This window comes from Pseudomonas purpurea (assembly GCF_039908635.1).
Lineage (GTDB): Bacteria > Pseudomonadota > Gammaproteobacteria > Pseudomonadales > Pseudomonadaceae > Aquipseudomonas > Aquipseudomonas purpurea.
The window spans coordinates 1,663,254-1,679,255 of the sequence record NZ_CP150918.1 but is presented as its reverse complement, the minus strand read 5'-3'; the positions used below and the strand labels follow the sequence as shown (position 1 = coordinate 1,679,255).

Below are 16,002 nucleotides of genomic sequence, written 5' to 3'. Positions count from 1 at the left end.
AATCCAAGGCAAAAACGGTCGGGCTACTGGAAGCACACAGGGCATCAGCAGGGCGTAATACTTCAAAGGAGTGGGGTGCGAAACGACGCAAGAGCGAGGCCAGGAAGCGGCCCAAATGCGCGGCCCATCAGTGACAAACACCCCGGCGCACGTTGGCCATGGGGGTGAGTTCGATCCTTCGAAACGACAACTGATATCAATATGATGGCTTGATGCTAAGGCGCCATCATTCTGGCGTCAACAAGCTGATTTTGACTTTTTCAGCGATGGCTCTAGACCGCACGTTTGCGGCCATAGGTTGATCTTTTCCAGACGTTCGCCCCTCAACCCAAAGACATCGCGGCCCTGAAAATCAGGTTTGCGTATGCGTATCCGGCTGAAATTTTCACAATATTGCATAAATGCATTTATTTATTTGCGCTAACGCATATCAACTCCTAAGGTTACATCGAGACCCGATCGGAGCCCGCCCTCTAACAGGGCAACCCGCATAAGCCGATCTCTCACCCAATGCAAACGCGTTATGACAACAGGCTGCACGTATTCAAACGCACTACTGACTTTCACTCAGGGAAGATGAACATGTTAAACACAGAAGAAACACAACTTGGCAGTACGGCCACTGGTGAAGCACTCCCGCATTGCTTGTCCAGTGATCTTGTAACCCTTGAACTTGATGACGTTGACAGCTCGGTAGAACAGGCAAGTTTTGCCTCTGCCAATCTCAACTTCACCATGCAAAAGCAAACGCAAACCAACTGGTGCTGGGCGGCTGTTTCGGCGTCTGTCGGCAACTATTACGGCACCGGGTCGTGGACTCAGTGCGGTGTCGCCAATGCGGAACAGGGTCGAAACTCGTGCTGCAACCAGCCAGGTCCCTGCAATAATTATGGCTATCTGGATTCGTCCCTCAGGACCACTCGCAGCTTTGCCAGCATGAGCCAGGGGACCCTCCAACTGTCGGCGATCGAGAACCAGATCAACCAGGGCAAGCCCATTGGTGTGCGCGTGGCCTGGTATGGCGGCGGCGCTCACTTCCTGACGTTTTATGGCACTAATGGCAACTATGTTTCCGTGGCAGATTCCATCTATGGCTACTCCACACGGGCACTTAATTCCTTCCCCGGTTCGTACAACGGCGGTGGCAACTGGACAACCACTTACTTCACCCGGAAAAACTAGGAGGGCATCATGCAACTTACTTACCCTATGGCGCCTTCCCATGGCGTGCACACACTGCGTCCTGCACTTCAAGCAGCCCTGCAAACCAAAGGCTTCGGTATCAATAGCCAGTTTGCCAAGGCGACTGCCAGCAACGTCAGTCTCTCCAGACCTTATCGGGGTTATTCACTGAGCCTGGAGGACCTGACCCAAGGTAAAGGCCTGAACCATGCGGCCCTGGGTAACTGGCATTACCTGGTCGTTTCAAACGGCAAGACCATTGCCGATGCGGAACTGGCCGAAGTGCCCGGCAACGTAGAGTTCTCGGCGCTGAACCATGGCGTCATGGCCGCCGCCACGGCCAGCGCGCTGAAACTGGCGGAAAACGCAGCGAGCCTGAAGGGCAAAACCTATGAGCTGCGCGTGCTGTTTGTGTCAGCACTGCATTTTGTAGGGATCTGGCTGCATGCTGTCGATGCCGCCGATGAGGACGTCATTATCCCGATCGAACCGACGCCCAAGAGCCTGGCAAGCACGCAGTTGTACAGTGCGGCAAAGATCTTCGCCTTGCTGACTCCTGCCGCCCAACAGGCTAAAGCGCTGTTTGATGCGGACACCCGCGGCCTGTCGGGGAATTGACACCGCTGAAATAAAAAAACCCGGACACTGTCCGGGTTTTTTCATGGGATCGCTACGGCGCGTTATTCAGCAGCCGGGGCTTCTGGCTTGCGGCGCTTGAGCGGGGCCATGCCGTCCTTGCTGACCAGCGACAGGGCGTCGGTCTTCGGGCGGTTGGCGATCTTGCGCTTGGTCGGTGCCTTGGCGCCGGTTTTTTTCTTGTCGCCCTTGGCGTCGGTTTTTTTCTTCTTCACGCCTACGGCTTTGCCCGAAGCCTTGACCTTTTTCGGTCCGCCGTAGGTGCCTTTGACTTCCTTGATGGTGCGACGCTCGAAGCTCTGCTTGAGGTAGCGCTCGATGCTCGACATCAGGTTCCAGTCACCGTGGCAGATCAGCGAGATCGCCAGGCCATCGTTGCCGGCACGGCCGGTACGACCGATGCGGTGAACGTATTCGTCGCCGCTGCGCGGCATGTCGAAGTTGATCACCAGGTCCAGGCCTTCCACGTCCAGGCCGCGAGCGGCGACGTCGGTGGCCACCAGGATCTTCACGCCGCCCTGCTTCAGACGGTCGATGGCCAGTTTGCGGTCCTTCTGGTCTTTCTCACCGTGCAAGACAAACGCCTTGTACTCCTGCGCCACCAAGCGGCCGTAGATACGGTCGGCCATGGCACGGGTGTTGGTGAAGACGATGGCCTTCTGGTAGGTCTCGTTGGCCAGCAACCAGTTAACGATCTGCTCTTTATGCTGGTTGTGGTCAGCGGTGATGATTTGCTGACGGGTGGTGGCGTTCAGGTCGCTGACGTTGTTGAGCTGCAAGTGCTCAGGGTTGTTCAGGACCTTGGCGACCATCTCGCGCAAGCCCGAACCGCCGGTGGTGGCAGAGAACAGCATGGTTTGCTGACGGTTGGTGCACTCGTCGACCAGACGCTGAACGTCTTCGGCAAAGCCCATGTCGAGCATGCGGTCGGCTTCGTCGAGTACCAGCACTTCAACTTCTTTCAAGTCGAGGTTGCCGGCGTTCAGTTGCTCGATCATCCGCCCTGGCGTACCGATCAGGATGTCCGGCACCTTGCGCAGCATGGCCGCCTGGACCTTGAAGTCTTCACCGCCGGTGATCAGGCCGGACTTGATGAAGGTGAACTGCGCAAAGCGTTCAACTTCCTTGATGGTCTGCTGGGCCAGTTCGCGGGTCGGCAGCAAGATCAGGGTCTTGATGCTGACGCGGACTTTGGCCGGGCCGATCAGACGGTGGAGAATCGGCAAAACGAAGGCAGCGGTTTTGCCGCTACCGGTTTGCGCAGTCACCCGCAGGTCACGCCCTTGGAGCGCGAGCGGGATAGCCGCTGCTTGCACTGGCGTTGGCTCGACAAATTTAAGCTCGGCCACGGCTTTGAGCAGGCGTTCGTGCAGGGCGAATTGGGAAAACACGGGTGCTACCTCGAAGAAATACAAAAAATCAGCTGCATAGGGTAACGGTTTCGAGCGCCGAGGCCGAGTTTCTTTATGCAATCGGGCGCAAACAGTGGCTTTTTTGTTAGCTGATTTGTCTTCAAGACTGACCTAAGGTGTCTTGAATGCTCTAATCACCCCCATTCGTCCTACAGAAGAATCGTTTTAGCCCATGGATCTCAAACAGCTCTGGCTCAACCTCCAAGACCTCTGGGGTGCGCTCGATCAGCATCCGCTGCTGCATTCGAGCCTCGCGCTGTTGCTGCTGCTGGGCGTCGCACTGGTCCTCGGACGAGTGGCACGCTACCTGGTGCTGCACACCGCCAAGTTGCTCGGCCGACAACCGGCGCTGCACTGGATCAAGGATTTGCGACACAACAAGGTGTTTCATCGCCTGGCGCAGATGACGCCGTCGCTGGTGATTCAGTTCGGCCTGAACCTGGTGCCGGACCTGAGCAAGACCAGCCTGGTGTTCCTGGGCAATGTCGCGCTGGCCTTCAGCATTCTGTTCCTGGTGCTGGCCCTGAGCGCCCTGCTCAATGCCTTGCTGGACATCTACGCGCGCACCGAACACGCCCGCACCCGCTCGATCAAAGGCTATGTGCAACTGGCGAAGATGGTGTTGTTCGTGTTCGGCGCGATCATCATCGTCGCGACCCTGATCGACCGTTCGCCGCTGTTGCTGCTCTCGGGTCTGGGCGCCATGTCGGCGGTGATCTTGTTGGTCTACAAGGACACCCTGCTGTCATTCGTCGCCAGCGTGCAGCTGACCAGCAACGACATGCTGCGGGTTGGCGACTGGATCGAAATGCCGCAAGTGGGCGCCGACGGTGATGTGGTGGACATCACCCTGCACACGGTCAAGGTGCAGAACTTTGACAAGACCATCGTCTCGATTCCGACCTGGCGGCTGATGTCCGAATCCTTCAAGAACTGGCGCGGCATGCAGCAATCGGGCGGGCGACGGATCAAGCGCAGCCTGTTTATCGACGCCAGCGGCGTGCGGTTCATCCGCGATGACGAAGAACTGAAGCTGTCGCAAGTGCACCTGCTGACCGATTACATCAACCGCAAGCAGGCTGAACTCAAGGCCTGGAACGAGGCTCAGGGCAACGTCGCGGCGATGTCGGCCAACCGTCGCCGGATGACCAACATCGGGACCTTTCGTGCCTATGCCCTGGCGTATCTGAAGAGTCACGCAGAGATCCAGCCGAACATGACCTGCATGGTCCGCCAGATGCAGACCACCGCTCAGGGCGTGCCGCTGGAAATCTACTGCTTCACCCGCACCACCGCGTGGGCCGATTACGAGCGGATTCAGGGCGATATCTTCGATTACCTGCTGGCGGTGTTGCCGGAGTTCGGTTTGATCCTGTATCAGCAGCCGAGCGGCAATGATCTGCGCTCGGGGATGTTGCCTGCGCTACTGGGCGCCAGCCATCTTCCCGAACAGGAAAAACGCGCCCTCTGACACCCCATCCCCCTGTGGGTGCGAGCCTGCTCCCACAGGAGTTTAGTGTGCAACCGCGGGTGAGCGCACACCCAACCGGCTGATCCACACTGCCGCCAGAATCACCATCCCTCCAAACATCAGCCGTCCCAGTTCTTCATGCTGATTCCAGATCAGCAGGTTGAGCAGCAGCCCCACCGGCACATGCAGGTTGTTCATCACCGCCAGTGTCCCGCCATTCACCAGGCACGCGCCCTTGTTCCACCAGTACAAACCCAACGCCGTGGAGACCAGCCCGAGGAACACCAGCACGCCCCACTGCAACGGCGCTTCAGGCAAGAAGTTCTGTTTGCCGAACAGCAGAAACGCCGGCAACGCCACTGCCAGCGCCCCCAGGTAGAAATAGCCGAAACGCCGGTAATGCGGCAGGTCACTCGGGTGCTTCGCCACCAGGTGTTTGTACAACACCTGCCCGGCGGCATAGGTGAAGTTGGCCAGTTGCAGCAGCACAAAGCCCATGAAGAAATCCGGGCTGATGCGGTCATAACGAATCACCGCCGCCCCCAGCACGGCGACCAATGCCGCCACCAGTGCCCAAGGATTGAAACGCCGATTCAGAGCGTCTTCGATCAACGTCACGTGCAGCGGCGTAAGGATGGTGAACAACAAGACCTCCGGCACCGTCAGCACCCGGAAGCTCAGGTACAGGCAGACATAGGTCACGCCAAACTGCAACGCGCCGATCAGCAACATGCCACGCATGAACGCCGGCTCGACCTGACGCCAGCGGGTCAGCGGAATGAACACCAGCCCCGCCAGCACCACCCGCACCAGCACCGCAAAATAGCTGTCGACATGCCCGGCCAGGTACTCGCCGATCAAACTGAAGGAAAACGCCTGGATCAGCGTGACAAATAGTAGATAGCCCATGCTCGCCTCGTCTTGAATGGCGGCGACGATAGCGGGTTTTGCCCGTTATCGCGAACAGTCAGCCAACACCTGTGGGAGCGGGCTTGCTCGCGAAGAGGGAGTGTCAGTCGACATCATTGTTGAATGACGCACCGCTATCGCGAGCAAGCTCGCTCCCACTGGTCCGTACCCGGCCACAAAATCCCAGGCAAAAAAAAGCCCGATCTCGCTAAAGCGTTCAATCGGGCTACAGCACTCAGGAGCAACAAGTGCAAAGGGAGGTTCGATGCGCGAACCGGCTTGAAGGGGGTGCGCAGGCGCTACTTAATCATCAGGTGATTATCTGGCGATTAACGGCTCAGGCCACTTGCGCCAGCTTGGCGTTGGCCTGGTTCAGGCCCTTCTCGTGGAAGTCCCCGCCCAGGTTCATGCCTTCGGCGTGAATGAACGTGACGTCATGGATACCGATGAACGCCATGACCTGACGCAGGTACGGTTCCTGATGATCGGAAGTGCTGCCGGCATAGATGCCACCGCGAGCGGTCAGCACATAGGCACGTTTGCCACTGAGCAAACCTTGCGGGCCGGTGTCGGTGTACTTGAAGGTCACACCGGCACGCAGTACGTGGTCGAGCCAGGCCTTGAGGGTGCTCGGGATCGCGAAGTTGTACATCGGCGCGGCCATGACCAGCACATCGGCGGCCAGCAATTCATCGGTCAACTGGTTGGAACGTGCCAGCGATGCCTGTTCGGTTTCGTTGCGCTGCTCGGCGGGTTTCATCCAGCCGCCCAGCAAGTTGGCATCCAGGTGCGGCACCGGGTCGGTGGCCAGGTCACGGACGGTGATCTGGTCGGCCGGGTGAGCGGCTTTCCACTGGTTGATGAAGGTCTGGGTCAGTTGACGCGATACCGAGTCTTGCTGGCGGGCGCTGCTTTCGATGATCAGAACGCGGGACATGGGATGTAGCCTCCATCGGTGAATGCTGTAAGTCGATGGAGTGAAGGTTAAACAGAGTCATATCGATGAAAAAGCGCAAATAACTGCTATAAACCATCAATAAATTCGTTTATAAGCGGAGCATGTCCTGTGGGAGCGGCGATGCGGCGATCCGACTTGCTCGCTCCCACAGGAGCTTGATGCTATTTCGGGGTGCAGCTCAGGTTGATACGCAGCTTGATAATAGTGCGGGTGAACTTGGCGGTAGCACTTTTGTGCGTGCCGGCGGGTATGTCGAGCTTGCGGGTACGCGGTGCTTCCGGGCCGTTATTGAACACCACCTTGCACGCCACATCGACGGGGCCGTAGTTGTTCACCTGAAGGGAGCCGATGTCGTTATCGGTGTCATACGCGTTGTAGTCGACCTTCAGCCCGTTGAGCTCTTTGTGAACCTCAATCGGATAGGCAAACGCCGTCAACGGCAACATCGCCAGCACCGCACAACCCGCCATCACACAACACAGTTTTTTCATTCGGCAGTCTCCAATAAGAACTGCCAGCTTAGGACAAGAGGAGCTCATCATGAAAGCGCCCCGCGTGACCCTGGATCAATGGCGAACGCTGCAAGCGGTGGTCGACCATGGCGGTTTTGCCCAGGCAGCCGAAGCGCTGCACCGCTCCCAGTCCTCCGTGAGCTACACCGTGGCCCGCATGCAGGACCAGCTCGGCGTGCCGTTGCTGCGCATCGACGGGCGCAAGGCTGTGCTCACCGAGGCGGGCGGCGTGCTGCTGCGCCGCTCCCGGCAACTGGTGAAACAGGCCAGCCAGCTCGAAGACCTCGCGCACCACATGGAACAAGGCTGGGAAGCCGAAGTGCGGCTGGTGGTCGATGCCGCGTACCCCAACGCCCGGCTGGTGCGCGCCTTGACCGCGTTCATGCCGCAGAGCCGTGGCTGCCGCGTGCGCCTGCGCGAAGAAGTGCTGTCGGGCGTCGAGGAAGTGCTGCTCGAAGGCGTGGCCGACCTGGCCATCAGCGGTTTCAGCATTCCGGGTTACCTGGGTGCCGAGTTGAGCGATGTCGAATTCGTCGCGGTCGCCCACCCCGAACATGCCCTGCACCGGCTCAACCGGGAGCTGAACTTCCAGGACCTCGAAAGCCAACTGCAAGTGGTGATCCGCGACTCCGGCCGCCAACAGCCACGGGATGTCGGCTGGCTCGGCGCGGAACAACGCTGGACCGTCGGCAGCCTGGCCACCGCCGCGACTTTCGTCGGCAGCGGCCTGGGGTTTGCCTGGCTGCCCCGGCACATGATTGAACGCGAACTCAAGGAAGGCGTGCTCAAGCTGCTACCGTTGGACCAGGGCGGGAGCCGGCACCCGACGTTTTATCTGTATTCGAACAAGGACAAACCGCTCGGCCCGGCCACGCAAATTCTTGTCGAGCTGTTGCGTACCTTTGACACCGCGCCGCTGGATGCGCCTTTCGCCGCGCCCCAGCAAGCCTGACACCACCGGCCTGAAAGGAGTTCAGCCATGGCCTATTTCGAACATGAAGGTTGCACCCTGCACTACGAAGAATATGGTCACGGCACCCCGCTGATTCTGGTGCATGGCCTGGGCTCCAGCACACTGGATTGGGAAATGCAGATTGCCGATTTATCGGCGCGTTATCGGCTGATCCTTCCCGATGTGCGCGGCCATGGCCGCTCCGACAAACCCCGCGAACGCTACAGCATCGCCAGTTTCAGCGCCGACCTGATCGCGCTGATCGAGCATTTGAAACTGGGGCCGGTACACGTGGTCGGCCTGTCGATGGGCGGCATGATCGGCTTTCAACTGGCGGTCGATCAGCCGGCGCTGCTCAAGAGCCTGTGCATCGTCAACAGCGCCCCGGAAGTCAAAGTGCGCACCGCCAATGATGCCTGGCAATGGTTCAAGCGCTGGAGCCTGATGCGCCTGCTCAGCCTCGCCACCATTGGCAAGGCACTGGGCGCCAGGCTGTTCCCCAAACCGGAGCAGACTGACCTGCGGCAAAAAATGGCCGAACGCTGGGCAAAAAACGACAAACGTGCTTATCTCGCCAGCTTCGATGCCATCGTTGGCTGGGGGGTTCAGGAACGACTTTCACGGGTCACCTGTCCAACCCTGATCATCAGCGCCGACCGTGACTACACGCCCGTCGCGCTGAAAGAAACCTATGTAAAACTGCTGCCCGATGCGCGGCTGGTGGTGATCGACGATTCGCGTCACGCCACCCCGCTGGATCAGCCGCACCGCTTCAACCAAACCCTGCTGCACTTTCTAACCACAGTCGACACTACTACCCAGGATCACTGAACCATGCTGAAAAAAATCGCCCTCGTCACAGGCGCAGTCCTGTTCGCCACCAACCTGATGGCTGCCACGCCCGCCAAGGCGCCACACGTGTTGCTGGACACCACCAATGGCCAGATCGAAATCGAACTGGACCCGGTCAAGGCGCCGATCAGTACCAAAAACTTCCTTGAGTACGTCGACAAGGGCTTTTACACCAACACCATTTTCCACCGTGTGATCCCGGGGTTCATGGTTCAGGGCGGTGGTTTCACCCAGCAAATGCAGCAAAAAGACACCAACCCACCGATCAAGAACGAAGCCAGCAACGGTCTGCATAACGTACGCGGCACCCTGTCGATGGCCCGTACCTCGAACCCGGACTCGGCCACCAGCCAGTTCTTCATCAACGTAGCGGACAACGCGTTCCTCGACCCGGGTCGTGATGCCGGTTACGCAGTATTCGCCAAAGTGGTCAAAGGCATGGACGTGGTGGACATCATCGTCAACTCCCAGACCACCACCAAACAAGGCATGCAGAATGTGCCTGTCGACCCGGTGCTGATAAAGTCGGCCAAGCGCATCGACTAATGCGTGGGTAGTTTTGAGCGACGCCGCGTTCGGACGTCGCTCACATCCATAAGGAGAGCCCGTACACGGGCGTTTATCTGATGCTCTATCGTCGTTTCGAAAAACTGATCGATATTTTCCGTGACGCCCCGACCGCCGCTCCGCCGGATCGGGTTCTTCCTTTCTATACCTACTACCTGCGCCAGGTCTGGCCAAGCTTTGCCGCCCTGCTGGTGGTCGGGCTGTTTGCCGCCCTCATTGAAGTGGCGCTGTTCAGCTACCTGAGCCGCATCATCGACCTCGCACAGGGCACGCCCAATCCCGATTTTTTCAAGGTCCATGCCGTCGAACTGGCGTGGATGGCCGTGGTGGCGTTGATCCTGCGGCCAGTGTTCTTCGGCCTGCATGACCTGCTGGTGCATCAAACATTGAGCCCCGGCATGACCAGCATGATTCGCTGGCAAAACCACAGTTACGTGCTCAAACAGAGCCTCAATTTCTTCCAGAATGATTTCGCCGGGCGCATCGCCCAGCGCATCATGCAAACTGGCAACTCCCTGCGCGATTCCGCGGTACAAGCGGTCGACGCGCTGTGGCACGTGGTGATCTATGCCATCAGTTCGCTGGTGCTGTTCGCCGAAGCCGACTGGCGCCTGATGATCCCGCTGCTGGTCTGGATCGCCTGCTACATCGGCGCCTTGAGCTACTTCGTGCCCAGGGTCAAGGAACGCTCGGTGGTGTCTTCCGATGCGCGCTCCAAACTGATGGGGCGCATCGTCGACGGCTACACCAACATCACCACGCTGAAGTTGTTCGCCCACACCCACTACGAGCAGCAGTACGCCCGCGAAGCCATCGAAGAACAGACCGAGAAGACCCAACTGGCCGGCCGCGTCGTCACCAGCATGGACGTGGTCATCACCAGCATGAACGGCTTGCTGATCGTCGCCACCACGGCCCTCGCCCTGTGGCTGTGGAGCCAGTCGCTGATCTCAGTCGGCGCGATAGCGCTGGCGACCGGCCTGGTGATCCGCATCGTCAACATGTCGGGCTGGATCATGTGGGTGGTGAACGGCATTTTCGAAAACATCGGCATGGTCCAGGACGGCCTGCAAACCATTGCCCAACCGGTCAGCGTCACCGACCTCGAACAGGCACCGCGCCTGCAAGTACCTCGTGGCGAAGTGCGCTTCGAGCACGTGGCGTTCCACTACGGCAAGAAAAGCGGAATCATCAGCGACCTCAACCTGACCATCAAAGCCGGTGAAAAGATTGGCTTGATCGGTCCGTCGGGCGCAGGCAAATCGACCCTGGTCAACCTGCTGCTGCGCCTCTATGACGTGCAGGAAGGGCAGATCCTGATCGATGGCCAGAACATCGCCGAGGTGGCCCAGGAAAGCCTGCGCGAGCGCATCGGCATGATCACCCAGGACACCTCGCTGCTGCACCGCTCGATCCGTGACAACCTGCTTTACGGCAAGCCCGACGCCTCCGATGAAGAGCTTTGGGAGGCGGTGCGCAAGGCCCGCGCCGACGAGTTCATCCCGCAGCTGTCGGACGCCCAGGGCCGCACCGGTTTCGACGCCCATGTCGGTGAACGCGGCGTGAAGCTCTCCGGCGGCCAGCGCCAGCGGATCGCTATCGCCCGGGTGCTGCTCAAGGACGCGCCGATCCTGATCATGGACGAAGCCACCTCGGCGCTGGACTCGGAAGTCGAAGCCGCGATCCAGGAAAGCCTGGAAACCCTGATGCAAGGCAAGACCGTGATCGCCATCGCGCACCGGCTCTCGACCATCGCCCGCATGGATCGCCTGGTCGTGCTGGAGAAAGGCCGGATTGCCGAAAGCGGCAGCCACGCCGAACTGCTGGCCCATGGCGGTTTGTATGCACGACTGTGGCAACACCAGACCGGAGGATTTGTCGGGATCGATTGATCAACACCACTCCCTCATTAGATCAGCGATACACGCCAGAGCCTCTTGATCAGGGGCTCTGGCGTTTTTGTTCGACTGGAATTCCAGAAAATCCCTGCTGTACTCAGGCTAGGTTCTGGAGATGGTTCTGTAGTCCATCTGCTGGATGCACAACGGCAGCGTTAACTTGACAGGACACGTTCATGTCTTTATTCAAACGTTCGGCTACAGAATTGTTGGGCACGTTTTGGCTGGTGTTGGGCGGTTGCGGCAGTGCGGTGCTGGCGGCGGCGTTCCCCAATGTGGGGATCGGCCTGCTCGGGGTGTCCCTGGCCTTCGGCCTGACGGTGCTGACCATGGCCTTCGCCATTGGCCACATCTCGGGCTGCCATCTCAACCCGGCGGTTTCGGTCGGGTTGGTGGTCGGCGGACGGTTCCCGGCCAAGGAGTTGCCGGCCTACATCGTCGCCCAAGTGCTGGGCGGGGTGATTGCTGCCGCGCTGCTGTACTTCATCGCCAGTGAAAAACCCGGCTTCGCACTGGCCGGTGGGCTGGCGTCCAACGGCTACGGCGAACACTCGCCCGGCGGCTACTCGATGGCGGCGGGGTTTGTCACTGAGTTGGTGATGACTGCGATGTTCATCCTGATCATCCTCGGGGCCACCGACAAACGTGCGCCGGCCGGCCTGGCGCCGATTGCCATTGGCCTGACGCTGACGCTGATCCACCTGATCTCGATTCCGGTCACCAACACCTCGGTCAACCCGGCCCGCAGCACCGGCCCGGCGCTGATCGTCGGTGGGTGGGCGATCCAGCAATTGTGGCTGTTCTGGCTCGCGCCGATTCTCGGAGCAGTCATCGGCGGGATCACCTACCGCTGGCTGGGCAAGGAAGACAGCTAAAGCCTGAGGCGGCGAGGATCAGTCCTGCCGATACGGCAAGGCGGTCCTCGCTTCTTCGGCGTACGCCAGCACCCCGGCACGCTCCTGGGTGAGAAAGTCATTCACCGCCGCCTTCAGCCCGGCATGCCGCAAGTAGTGCCAGGAATGGGTGATCACCGGCTCAAAACCACGGATCAACTTGTGTTCGCCCTGGGCACCGGCATCGAAACGCTGGAAGTCGTTGGCGATGGCGTAGTCCATGCCCTGGTAAAAACAGGTTTCGAAATGCAGGCGATCGAACTCCGCCACACAGCCCCAGTAGCGCCCGTAAAAACACTCGCCTCCCACCAGGCTGAAGGCCATGGCCACCGGGCGTGAACCTTGTTTGGCCAGGACCACCCGAATCGCTTCCGGCATGCGCTCGGCCAACAGGCTGAAAAATTCCCGCGTCAGGTACGGCGTTTGCCTGCGCACCGCGTAGGTATTGGCGTAGCAGGCGTAGACAAAATCCCACTGCGCCTGATCAAGTTGATGCCCCTCAAGCCATTCGAAGTCGATGCCCTGTCCCATCACTTGCTCACGCTCCTTGCGCATCTGCTTGCGCTTGCGCGAACTCAAGGCATCGAGGAAGTCCTGAAAATCCCGGTAACCGCGATTCTGCCAGTGATACTGGCAACCGACACGTTGCAGCCACCCCGGTTGCCCGGCCAACGCGGCATCGGTGAACGGGTCGGTGAAGTTGACGTGGGCGCTGGACAGCCCTTCGATCTCCAGGTATCCGGGCACACTCTTGAGCAGTTCCATCCCGTCCTGCCCCGCTGCCACCAACAAGCGCGGCCCGCTGACGGGACTGAACGGCACGGCGCTCAGCAGCTTGGGGTAATAGTCGATCCCGGCACGCTCACAGGCATCGGCCCAGGCATGGTCGAAGACGTACTCACCATAGGAATGCCATTTGCGGTAGCTGGGCAATGCCGCCAGCACTTGACCGTTTTCAATATGCAGCAGGTGCTCGGGCCGCCAGCCGGAATGTGCGCCCAGGCTGCCACTGTCTTCCAGCGCACTCAGGAACGCATGGCGTAGAAACGGCTGAGCCTGGGGCACCAATGCATCCCATTCATGAGGCGCGATGGCGGACAGACTGTCCAGAACGTGTAGCGGCATCGTGATCCTCGACGGTTGTTGCCCACAGACCCGCCGAGTATCGCCGATCCTCAGGCCTTGCCGAAATAAAAAAACCCCGCCGGGGCGGGGTCAAAAACGAGGGAGCTTTAACGGATGAAGAAAGAGCTCTTGGTGCTTTAACGCGGTGCTTAGAACACGTACTGAGCGCGGACGACGAAACCGTCACCGCTGTCATCACCGGTGCGACGCGCCGGAGTGGTACCGCTCGCTGCCGTGGCGTTGGTCACGTTGTCAGTCTTGGCCTTGAGGTACGCCGCGGAGATTTTCACCGCTTCGTTGGCATACCAGTTGACGCCCAGGGTGTGGACCTTGGCTTCGGCATCGCCGACATCACGGGTCAGGCTGGCGGTGGTGATGTTGTCGTCTTCGACCGTCAGGCTGTCGTAACGGTAAAACAGCTCCCAGGCGCCAAGGGCTTTGTTGGCCGGCTTGATGGCGTCGAACTTGCCGACTTTGTAGCCGCGCGATTCGCCGGTCAGGGTGTAAGCGCCTTGAACGTAGAAGCCGTGGCCTTTGATATCGTCCACATTCTTGGCGTCTGCCTTGGTGGTGCGAGTGATGTACTCACCCTGGATCGAAGCCGGGCCCATGGCGAATGCCGCCTCCAGGCCCAACGCCGTGTCACGGTCATAGGAACCTGCCGGCGAGGCAGAGCTGCCGCCCAGCACCGGGCGGTTGCCGTTGGTGCCAGCATCGTTGCCGCCCAGGGTGTCGACGCCGCGCATGCCCATCCGGGTGCGGTAACGCGAGTCGAACGCCGTGTCGGACACATCGCGGGAAGCGACGTTCACACCAAAGTGCAGGACGTTGCCGGCATCGTGCATCGGGGCGAAGACGAAGCGGCCGTTGACCTGCTTGACGCTGTTGCCATCGGTGTCGTCGGTGTCCTTGCTGAACACGCCTGCGGAAGCATAGAACGAGTCCGCGAACGTGCCGGAAGCCTGCAAGCCCAGACCGTTCTGGTGACTGTTGGCCCAGTCGACCATGTCGTAGGCCATGTTACGTTCCGGCGCGGTGACCCACTTGGAACTGGTGGCTTTTTCCAGGCCGAAGTCCGGGTCGAAACGACCGACCTTGATCGATACCGGTTTGAAACCGTTGTAGGCCAGCGACGCTTCGTCGAAGTAGCCGTTGTCGGAGTCGCCAGTGTTGTGGGAGAAGTCGTAGTTGATGGTGTAGGCCCAATCCGTGTACAGCACGCCGGACAATTCCAGGAACGCACGACGGAAGTAAGCGGCGTCAGCGGTATCGCCATTCTTGGTGTAGACACCATCGAACTGGCTGTAGTCCGCCTGCAAGCGACCACCCAGTTTGAAGCTGAATTCTTTGTCGGTGGTTGCGACTTCGAGGCCGCCCTTGGTTTTGACTACGATATCGGCGCCATCAGTGGTGACGGTGCCAGCGAAAGCCTGGGCGGTCACTGCCATTGCCAGTGCGCTGGCAACAAAACCGGCGAAGTGCTTACGGATCATCGAAGAGTTCCCCTAATTGGTGGTCTGTAGCGTTCAAAACACGCGGGGCTGGCCCGCTGGTGTTGGGAGGGAATCTTGGCGACGGGTTATTTCAGAGGGGTTGCTGTCAGATAAAGATTTTATGACAGCGGAACTTTTTACTTCGAATGGAAATAAGAGGGAAGCAGCCGCAAGCTTCAGGCTGAAAGCCTCAAGCCAGAGCGACTGCGTTATTTCGGGTGACGTGTGGTTTGAGGCTAATCGCGGCTCTTCTGGCGTTCGGTAGCCAAACGCTCAGCAAGCTCATCGAGGTTAGGCACCGACTTGTCGGGCAGGGCGCGCAAGGTCGCCTGCATCAGGCGCATTTGCCGGATGAAACGACGGCAATTGGGGCAAAACATCAAGTGATGCCGCACCATCAGCCGCTCCCGAAAGCTCAATTGGCCATCGAGGTAATCACTGGAGCGCGCCACCTGTTCCTTACACGTCAGCATTGACCGGACTCCTCAAAGTGCTCGACGGTCGCGAAGACCTTCAGCCGTGCCCTGTGCAGCAGCACCCGAACATTGGAGAGCGAGATCTCCAGAAGGTTACAGATCTCTTCCAGCTCCAGTCCCTGGCGGTCACGTAATACCAGCACACTGCTTTGCAACTCGGGCAGGCTGAGCAGGGTTTTTTCCAGGCATTCGCGCAGTTCATCCTCGGTCAGCAAGGCGTCAGGCGTGTCCTGGTGCCAGGCAAACGGCGCTACCAGCCAGTGACCATCGCCGGGCGAGAAACGATCGTCATCGATGGTCCCGTGGGGCGACGGCAAGTCGTCCATCAGCACTTCCCGACGGTTTTGCTTGTAGCGGTTTTTCGCCGCGTTGGCGGTGATGGTCAACAGCCAGGTCTTGAGGCTCGAACGCCCCTGAAAGCCCGCCAGATTGCGCACCACTGAAAGCCAGGCATCCTGCACCACTTCATCGGCGTTGCGGCTGCCGACGATGGCATACGCCACCGCCCGCATGGCGCTCTGGTAGGTACTGACCAATTCCTTGTAAGCCCGTTGCTCGCCCGCCAACAGGCGTTCGAGCAATTGCATGTCGTCAGTCATCAACACTGATTTCCTGTGGCGAGCGAGCTTGCTCGCGCTGGAGCGCGAAGCGGTCCCAAAATCGGCA

The 16,002-nt window shown here is 59.6% G+C and carries 16 protein-coding genes; 8 read left to right on the top strand and 8 right to left on the bottom strand.

What is annotated here, in order from left to right:
* The first annotated feature begins 582 nt into the window (after positions 1 to 582).
* Positions 583 to 1,182: a papain-like cysteine protease family protein gene (locus tag AABM54_RS07575; RefSeq protein ID WP_347904656.1), complete on the top strand. Its 600-nt coding sequence runs from the start codon at positions 583 to 585 to the stop codon at positions 1,180 to 1,182.
* 9 nt (positions 1,183 to 1,191) lie between these two features.
* The gene (locus tag AABM54_RS07570) at positions 1,192 to 1,800 is read left to right on the top strand and encodes a hypothetical protein (RefSeq protein WP_347904655.1); all 609 of its coding nucleotides are present in this window, start codon (positions 1,192 to 1,194) and stop codon (positions 1,798 to 1,800) included.
* Between the two features lie 62 nt (positions 1,801 to 1,862).
* Here the strand turns inward: AABM54_RS07570 and AABM54_RS07565 are convergent, their stop codons facing one another.
* On the bottom strand, positions 1,863 to 3,209 hold the full coding sequence (locus AABM54_RS07565; protein WP_347904654.1) for a DEAD/DEAH box helicase: 1,347 nt from the start codon (positions 3,207 to 3,209) through the stop codon (positions 1,863 to 1,865).
* 193 nt (positions 3,210 to 3,402) lie between these two features.
* Here AABM54_RS07565 and AABM54_RS07560 point away from each other — a divergent pair, with 193 nt between their 5' ends.
* A complete protein-coding gene (locus tag AABM54_RS07560; protein ID WP_347904653.1) occupies positions 3,403 to 4,701 on the top strand; it encodes a mechanosensitive ion channel family protein in 1,299 nt (432 codons plus the stop codon).
* 42 nt (positions 4,702 to 4,743) lie between these two features.
* Here AABM54_RS07560 and AABM54_RS07555 read toward each other — a convergent pair whose 3' ends face one another.
* The 3 genes from AABM54_RS07555 to AABM54_RS07545 all read right to left on the bottom strand — a co-directional run bounded on the left by AABM54_RS07555 (position 4,744) and on the right by AABM54_RS07545 (position 7,059).
* Positions 4,744 to 5,610, bottom strand: a complete 867-nt coding sequence (locus AABM54_RS07555) for a carboxylate/amino acid/amine transporter (protein ID WP_347904652.1) — start codon at positions 5,608 to 5,610, stop codon at positions 4,744 to 4,746.
* A 337-nt stretch (positions 5,611 to 5,947) separates the two neighbouring features.
* Positions 5,948 to 6,547: an FMN-dependent NADH-azoreductase gene (locus AABM54_RS07550; protein ID WP_347904651.1), complete on the bottom strand. Its 600-nt coding sequence runs from the start codon at positions 6,545 to 6,547 to the stop codon at positions 5,948 to 5,950.
* 182 nt (positions 6,548 to 6,729) lie between these two features.
* The gene (locus AABM54_RS07545) at positions 6,730 to 7,059 is read right to left on the bottom strand and encodes a 3-phosphoglycerate kinase (protein ID WP_347904650.1); all 330 of its coding nucleotides are present in this window, start codon (positions 7,057 to 7,059) and stop codon (positions 6,730 to 6,732) included.
* A 49-nt stretch (positions 7,060 to 7,108) separates the two neighbouring features.
* Here AABM54_RS07545 and AABM54_RS07540 point away from each other — a divergent pair, with 49 nt between their 5' ends.
* The 5 genes from AABM54_RS07540 to aqpZ all read left to right on the top strand — a co-directional run bounded on the left by AABM54_RS07540 (position 7,109) and on the right by aqpZ (position 12,224).
* On the top strand, positions 7,109 to 8,032 hold the full coding sequence (locus AABM54_RS07540; RefSeq protein WP_347904649.1) for a LysR family transcriptional regulator: 924 nt from the start codon (positions 7,109 to 7,111) through the stop codon (positions 8,030 to 8,032).
* Between the two features lie 27 nt (positions 8,033 to 8,059).
* Positions 8,060 to 8,863: an alpha/beta hydrolase gene (locus tag AABM54_RS07535; RefSeq protein ID WP_347904648.1), complete on the top strand. Its 804-nt coding sequence runs from the start codon at positions 8,060 to 8,062 to the stop codon at positions 8,861 to 8,863.
* Between the two features lie 3 nt (positions 8,864 to 8,866).
* Positions 8,867 to 9,430 carry a peptidylprolyl isomerase gene (locus AABM54_RS07530; protein ID WP_347904647.1) on the top strand — a complete coding sequence of 188 codons (564 nt, stop codon included), beginning with the start codon at positions 8,867 to 8,869 and terminating at the stop codon, positions 9,428 to 9,430.
* 80 nt (positions 9,431 to 9,510) lie between these two features.
* Positions 9,511 to 11,343, top strand: a complete 1,833-nt coding sequence (locus AABM54_RS07525) for an ABC transporter ATP-binding protein (protein WP_347904646.1) — start codon at positions 9,511 to 9,513, stop codon at positions 11,341 to 11,343.
* Between the two features lie 182 nt (positions 11,344 to 11,525).
* The gene (gene aqpZ / locus AABM54_RS07520; protein ID WP_347904645.1) at positions 11,526 to 12,224 is read left to right on the top strand and encodes an aquaporin Z; all 699 of its coding nucleotides are present in this window, start codon (positions 11,526 to 11,528) and stop codon (positions 12,222 to 12,224) included.
* An 18-nt stretch (positions 12,225 to 12,242) separates the two neighbouring features.
* Here aqpZ and AABM54_RS07515 read toward each other — a convergent pair whose 3' ends face one another.
* The 4 genes from AABM54_RS07515 to AABM54_RS07500 form a co-directional block, all read right to left on the bottom strand.
* Complete coding sequence (locus tag AABM54_RS07515) at positions 12,243 to 13,367, bottom strand: GNAT family N-acetyltransferase (RefSeq protein ID WP_347904644.1); 1,125 nt, start codon at positions 13,365 to 13,367, stop codon at positions 12,243 to 12,245.
* A 149-nt stretch (positions 13,368 to 13,516) separates the two neighbouring features.
* A complete protein-coding gene (locus tag AABM54_RS07510) occupies positions 13,517 to 14,860 on the bottom strand; it encodes a porin (protein ID WP_347904643.1) in 1,344 nt (447 codons plus the stop codon).
* A 236-nt stretch (positions 14,861 to 15,096) separates the two neighbouring features.
* A complete protein-coding gene (locus AABM54_RS07505; protein WP_347904642.1) occupies positions 15,097 to 15,333 on the bottom strand; it encodes a zf-HC2 domain-containing protein in 237 nt (78 codons plus the stop codon).
* A complete protein-coding gene (locus AABM54_RS07500; protein WP_347904641.1) occupies positions 15,327 to 15,935 on the bottom strand; it encodes an RNA polymerase sigma factor in 609 nt (202 codons plus the stop codon). The genes AABM54_RS07505 and AABM54_RS07500 overlap by 7 nt, the downstream gene beginning before the upstream one ends.
* Positions 15,936 to 16,002 lie beyond the last annotated feature (67 nt).

Coding starts and splice junctions, on each gene's coding strand:
- AABM54_RS07570 (WP_347904655.1), top strand. CDS start 1,192: ATGCAACTTACTTACCCTATGGCGCCTTCCCATGGCGTGCACACACTG.
- AABM54_RS07575 (WP_347904656.1), top strand. CDS start 583: ATGTTAAACACAGAAGAAACACAACTTGGCAGTACGGCCACTGGTGAA.
- AABM54_RS07530 (WP_347904647.1), top strand. CDS start 8,867: ATGCTGAAAAAAATCGCCCTCGTCACAGGCGCAGTCCTGTTCGCCACC.
- AABM54_RS07550 (WP_347904651.1), bottom strand. CDS start 6,547: ATGTCCCGCGTTCTGATCATCGAAAGCAGCGCCCGCCAGCAAGACTCG.
- AABM54_RS07500 (WP_347904641.1), bottom strand. CDS start 15,935: ATGACTGACGACATGCAATTGCTCGAACGCCTGTTGGCGGGCGAGCAA.
- AABM54_RS07515 (WP_347904644.1), bottom strand. CDS start 13,367: ATGCCGCTACACGTTCTGGACAGTCTGTCCGCCATCGCGCCTCATGAA.
- AABM54_RS07545 (WP_347904650.1), bottom strand. CDS start 7,059: ATGAAAAAACTGTGTTGTGTGATGGCGGGTTGTGCGGTGCTGGCGATG.
- AABM54_RS07525 (WP_347904646.1), top strand. CDS start 9,511: ATGCTCTATCGTCGTTTCGAAAAACTGATCGATATTTTCCGTGACGCC.
- AABM54_RS07535 (WP_347904648.1), top strand. CDS start 8,060: ATGGCCTATTTCGAACATGAAGGTTGCACCCTGCACTACGAAGAATAT.
- AABM54_RS07510 (WP_347904643.1), bottom strand. CDS start 14,860: ATGATCCGTAAGCACTTCGCCGGTTTTGTTGCCAGCGCACTGGCAATG.
- AABM54_RS07505 (WP_347904642.1), bottom strand. CDS start 15,333: ATGCTGACGTGTAAGGAACAGGTGGCGCGCTCCAGTGATTACCTCGAT.
- AABM54_RS07555 (WP_347904652.1), bottom strand. CDS start 5,610: ATGGGCTATCTACTATTTGTCACGCTGATCCAGGCGTTTTCCTTCAGT.
- AABM54_RS07560 (WP_347904653.1), top strand. CDS start 3,403: ATGGATCTCAAACAGCTCTGGCTCAACCTCCAAGACCTCTGGGGTGCG.
- aqpZ (WP_347904645.1), top strand. CDS start 11,526: ATGTCTTTATTCAAACGTTCGGCTACAGAATTGTTGGGCACGTTTTGG.
- AABM54_RS07540 (WP_347904649.1), top strand. CDS start 7,109: ATGAAAGCGCCCCGCGTGACCCTGGATCAATGGCGAACGCTGCAAGCG.